The sequence below is a fragment of the Psychromonas sp. genome (assembly GCF_983033635.1).
Map to the genome: position 1 here is coordinate 1 of NZ_CEZLMY010000212.1, position 4,784 is coordinate 4,784.

The window sequence follows — 4,784 nt, forward strand, 5'->3', positions numbered from 1 at the left end:
TCCTTGTGCAACGTTATCAACTTCTGATAGTGACATATTCCTACCTTGTGCAACTACAGTTATAAACTGTTTATAACCATGTTCGATACCTATTTGCATAATTTCAGCAAGCTCTGGGTTAAGCGCTCGAGTCGGATTTAAAGTTGATAACTCACTGGTGCCGATGCCATCGTTATAAATACCAAATTTATTGAGTGCTTTATCTGCGCTGGCGTACATGCCGAATATGCCGATTGATCCTGTTAAGCTTGTTGGTGATGCTATGATATAATCAGCTGCTGAAGCAATCCAGTAGCCTCCCGATGCGGTCACACTGCCCATAGAAACAACGACTTTTTTGCCTGCTTGTTTTAAGGCCAATACTTGTTGGCGAATTTTTTCGGATGCAAAGGCGCTGCCTCCTGGCGTATCAAGACGAATAACTACTGCTTTAACACGCTTATTAATAAGTGCTTTCTCTAATAACTTGCTAAAGCTATCACCACCAATAGCATTTACTTTTTGCTCTCCCGCTAAAATCTCACCACTGCCGTGAATAAGTGCAATCTGATTCTTGTTTGCCTGGCTTTGATATAAGCGAGGTAGGGTTGATTGATAATCAGTGTAACTTAGCAGGTTGAAATCAACGCCTTCTGACTTTGCCTTTTCTTTAAACTTATTTATTATTTCAAAGCGGCTGTTTAAAAAATCAACTAAACCGACTTGTTTTGCATACAGTGCGGTATCTCCTCCTGCATCTTTCAGTGCTGATTTTAATTGTGCTAGAGAAGGAGATAGTGACTGGGCTGTTATTACGCTTTTATCTTTTCGCTCTCTGACAACAGTATTACTATAATTTGTCCATAATTGTTTTAACCAATGACTGTTGGCCAATTTACTCTCTTCGGACATTTTGTTTTGGGTAAAAGGTTCTACAAATGATTTGTAGGTACCGACCTTAAAGATATGTGGTGTGATTAACAGCTTGTCTAAAGCTTCTTTGAAATAGAGACGGTATACAGAAAAACCTTGCAGGAAGACCAAACCCTGCGGATTTAGATAAATCTGATCAGCAAAACTTGCTAATAAGTATTGAGTTTGAGAATAGTTATCAGCAATCGCAGTGACAGTTTTTCCTGCAGTTTTAAACTCATTGAGAGCCTTTCCGATATCGGTCAAATGGTTAAGGCTGGCGCTACTTAAACCATCTAATTCTAATAAGATGCTTTTTATTTTAGGATCAGATTGAGCGTAACGGATAACCTGAAGTATCTCATCAATTTGATATTCACTTACTTGTGGCTGATCAGGTGAAAGCATCTGTTTAGATAGTTCACTCGAAAAATCAACTGGTTGTTTTTGTTCAACAATACTGCCCGTAAAATTTAGATGCAAGATTGAATTATCAGCGATAACAACTTGTTGTTCCTCGCCACTAATGGCAACAACAAAGATCATTACGATAACTAAAAAAAGAGCATTGATAATAAATAAGCGTGTAAAATTTATTAATTTAGCAATTGCTTTTAACCATGAGTATATTAGTTTCATTTCACATCCTTTAAAAAAAGCAGATAAAAATAAAGCACTGGATATTTGCATATACAGTGCTTTATTAAACTTAATTTAAGCTATTTAATACTAGAAGCTAGAAGTATCAACAAACAGACCTACTTTTAGATCTTCTGCTGTGTAAATCACTTTACCATCTACTTCAACAACGCCATCAGCAATACCCATAACAAGTTTACGCATAATTAAACGTTTCATAGTAATTCGGTAGGTTACTTTTTTAGACGTTGGTAAAACCTGACCTGTGAATTTAACATTACCAACACCTAGTGCGCGGCCTTTACCCGGGCCTCCGCTCCAACCAAGGAAGAAACCAACTAACTGCCACATTGCATCAAGGCCTAAACAGCCAGGCATCACAGGGTCGCCGGGGAAGTGACACTGAAAGAACCACAGAGCTTTATCAATATCTAATTCAGCAATTAACTCACCTTTACCGTGTTCGCCACCATCAGATGTGATGGTGATGATACGATCTAACATCAGCATATTATCAACTGGAAGTTGACAGTTGCCTTCGCCAAATAAATCACCTTGACCACATTTTACTAATTCTTCTTTTGTATAAGAGTTTTTTCCCAACTCTTTTTGGGATACGGTTTTAGTCATATTCACTTTTCTTGTAATAGATAGAAACTGCTGCGATATTTCAAACCAACAGCTTGAAATACCATAAAAAATTTATGTTGCCATACTTTATATGACAGACTGCTAACAATCAACTTTAATCAAAATCTTGTTAGCGAAACAAGCGCATACACCTATCAATCAGACCCGAATGACGTTCATCATTTTCATCTTTATGCAGATGTTCAATTCTTTGATTAATTAATTTAATCACATCAGCAAAGCTTAGCTCCATAGCCAGTGGAAATGCTTCCTGACAGTGGTTAATACCATAGATATATATTTTCTTACTGCTTATCAGCTTAAGGGTGTCGGCATCCAAAGTAAGGTTAATCAGATTCGCTTGCGGGATTAAAATAGTGACGGTTTCATTTAACAATCCAAGCTTGAATAAACGTGTTACCGCTTGAATTTTTTGATTAACGCCACCAATTGCTAAAACATTACCATGTTGATCTAATGCGCCAGTCACAAATAAATTTTGTGATAGAGGGCGCTGCGCATAACAGGAGATAACAGCTAATAATATTGCTAATGAGGCGCTATCACCTTCACTTTCTTGATAAGACTGCTCAAAAACAACGTTACAGGATAATGGAAAATGCGTAATATGGGTAAAGAAGTGATTTACATAACCTTGTACTATCAATATACCTTTTGCATGTATATTACCCGCCAGTTCAACTTTACGTTCGACATCAATGATTTCACCATCACCGATCATATCACTTGCTGAAATTCTGAAAATCTCACCAAATTCGGAAGGATACCCCATTAACTCAACCACAGACATGCCATTGATTTGGCCGATTTCCTGTCCTTGCAGTTGAATTTTTAACTGTTTTTCTAATAACGCCTGATCACTGAAATTTTGTGCTAAAAATTGAGACTGGGCCTGGATATCAAGTACTTTTTGTAAATGAGTTGCTGATAGCTCCGATTGCTCCGGATTAAACAGCTGTGCATAACGAAGTATATTTTCGATTATTTCAGGTGAAAAAAGAATTTTTTTCTGATGTTCACATTTACTCGACAGGTGATGAAACAATAACGCCAGTGCTTGTGTTGAGACCTTGGTTAAGCCTCGTTGTTCTATAAGCTTGTGACAATAACTTTGTAAAGACTGGATATTTTCATCTGTTGTTTTGATCTCACTTGATAATTCCGTAAACAAAGACCCTACTTGACTATATTCAGGATCAATTTGTGTCAACTCATCAAGTTGATAGCGGTTTGCGACCAAAATTATTTTGGTATTTAATTCGTTTAATGGCTCGAGCGGATATTCCCCTTTTAATTTATCGCCATTTACCGCAGAGGTTGCAGGTAATTTTCGGCTAATTAAAAACGCTTTAAGTAAGAACCATAAATTAGGGTTTACAAGTAACGGGCTGATATGCAGAATCAAACAACCTTGGTTGAAGTTATAAATTTCACCCTGTAGAAAATCGATATTTTGTTCTTTTTGTAAATTCAGTCGACCAAACAGTCTCTGTTGATCGTAATTCTGTAATGCAAGTTGCTCGTAGTCAGCGGCAGTTGCTTCTTTTATAACTGCGACCGCTGCTTGCCAACAGCGTGCATTAAAAATTAGTAACGGTTGTGGTAGCTGGACAAAGTGTTTAATAATCTGAGAAACAATGGGATAGATAGATAGCCAATTATCTTTATTAGAGCTAGGTTGTGATAATTGAGAAAAGAAATCGGGAGTGCATTGCTTTACCGTTAATGGATTAGCGGGGAGATTGCTCAAAGGGTGTTGTTGTTTAACAATTGAATTATTTATCGACAAAGTGGCAACTCTAAAATAAGTAATTATATGTAGTGCAAGTCGATGTTGCAATGAGAATGGTCAAATACTCACTGCAACTCTATAGGTCGCTACAGTTTGTAGTTATTATACTTTTGTTTCTGATATCTATTTTCACAATTTAAGCAGCGTTGAGTTGTTGCATCACTGTTCAGACGTTTTGTATCTATCTCCTCTTCACAGTCAGCGCATAACCCATACATGCCGATTTGAATATTATTCAATGCTGCATCGATGTTTCTCATGGCAGAAATTTTATGGGAAATAGAAGGCATTTCAATTTTTAGAGCTAGTTCAAGCAAATCATCAGCAGAAATTTTCTGTAATTGTTTAGCTGCCAGGTTATGACTTGTATGACTTGAGCGCATTAATATATCAGTCATGCCAAGACGTAACTCTTCGAGTGAACTTAAAAGAACTGCTTGGAACTGGTCTACTTGTGTTTCACTGATATGTTGCATAGGGACTCACTGTAACAAAATTATTTTCTAATGTTAAAGTTAGACGCTCAGTAAGCTTATGATTTAAATCAAGTTCTGATATTTATCTGTTGCTGATAAAGCTTCGCTTGATATAGATCACATTTACATCGATTTGATTAAGTTTTTAGCCGCCAAATTAGAGTTTAAGTCTCTAAAACTGCAATAATTTCGAGTCTGTTAATGAGTGTTATTTAGTTTTGTTGCCATCATTTACCACTTCTTCTTATCTTGGAATATGACGTCAAGATCGTTTTCCTTCTCTTTTTCCTTAGCTTTAATAGCTGCTAGCTCTTTATCACTATGTTTAACTAAGT

Annotated in this window: 4 protein-coding genes; all 4 read right to left on the bottom strand. The window is 36.7% G+C overall.

The features are described 5' to 3' along the window. Nucleotides 1-1,530 (bottom strand): signal peptide peptidase SppA (gene sppA, locus AC4GME_RS17030; protein ID WP_490379854.1); only part of this gene is annotated, 1,530 nt, incomplete at its 3' end. Nucleotides 1,531-1,620: 90 nt separating this feature from the next. Then, a complete protein-coding gene (fabA, locus tag AC4GME_RS17035) occupies nt 1,621-2,160 on the bottom strand; it encodes a bifunctional 3-hydroxydecanoyl-ACP dehydratase/trans-2-decenoyl-ACP isomerase (protein ID WP_490378294.1) in 540 nt (179 codons plus the stop codon). 130 nt (nt 2,161-2,290) lie between these two features. Continuing rightward, nucleotides 2,291-3,970, bottom strand: a complete 1,680-nt coding sequence (locus tag AC4GME_RS17040; RefSeq protein WP_490378295.1) for an AAA family ATPase — start codon at nt 3,968-3,970, stop codon at nt 2,291-2,293. A gap of 89 nt (nt 3,971-4,059) precedes the next feature. Continuing rightward, nucleotides 4,060-4,449, bottom strand: coding sequence for a TraR/DksA family transcriptional regulator (locus AC4GME_RS17045; RefSeq protein WP_490378296.1), 390 nt, complete (start codon nt 4,447-4,449; stop codon nt 4,060-4,062). Between the last annotated feature and the right edge of the window lie 335 nt (nt 4,450-4,784).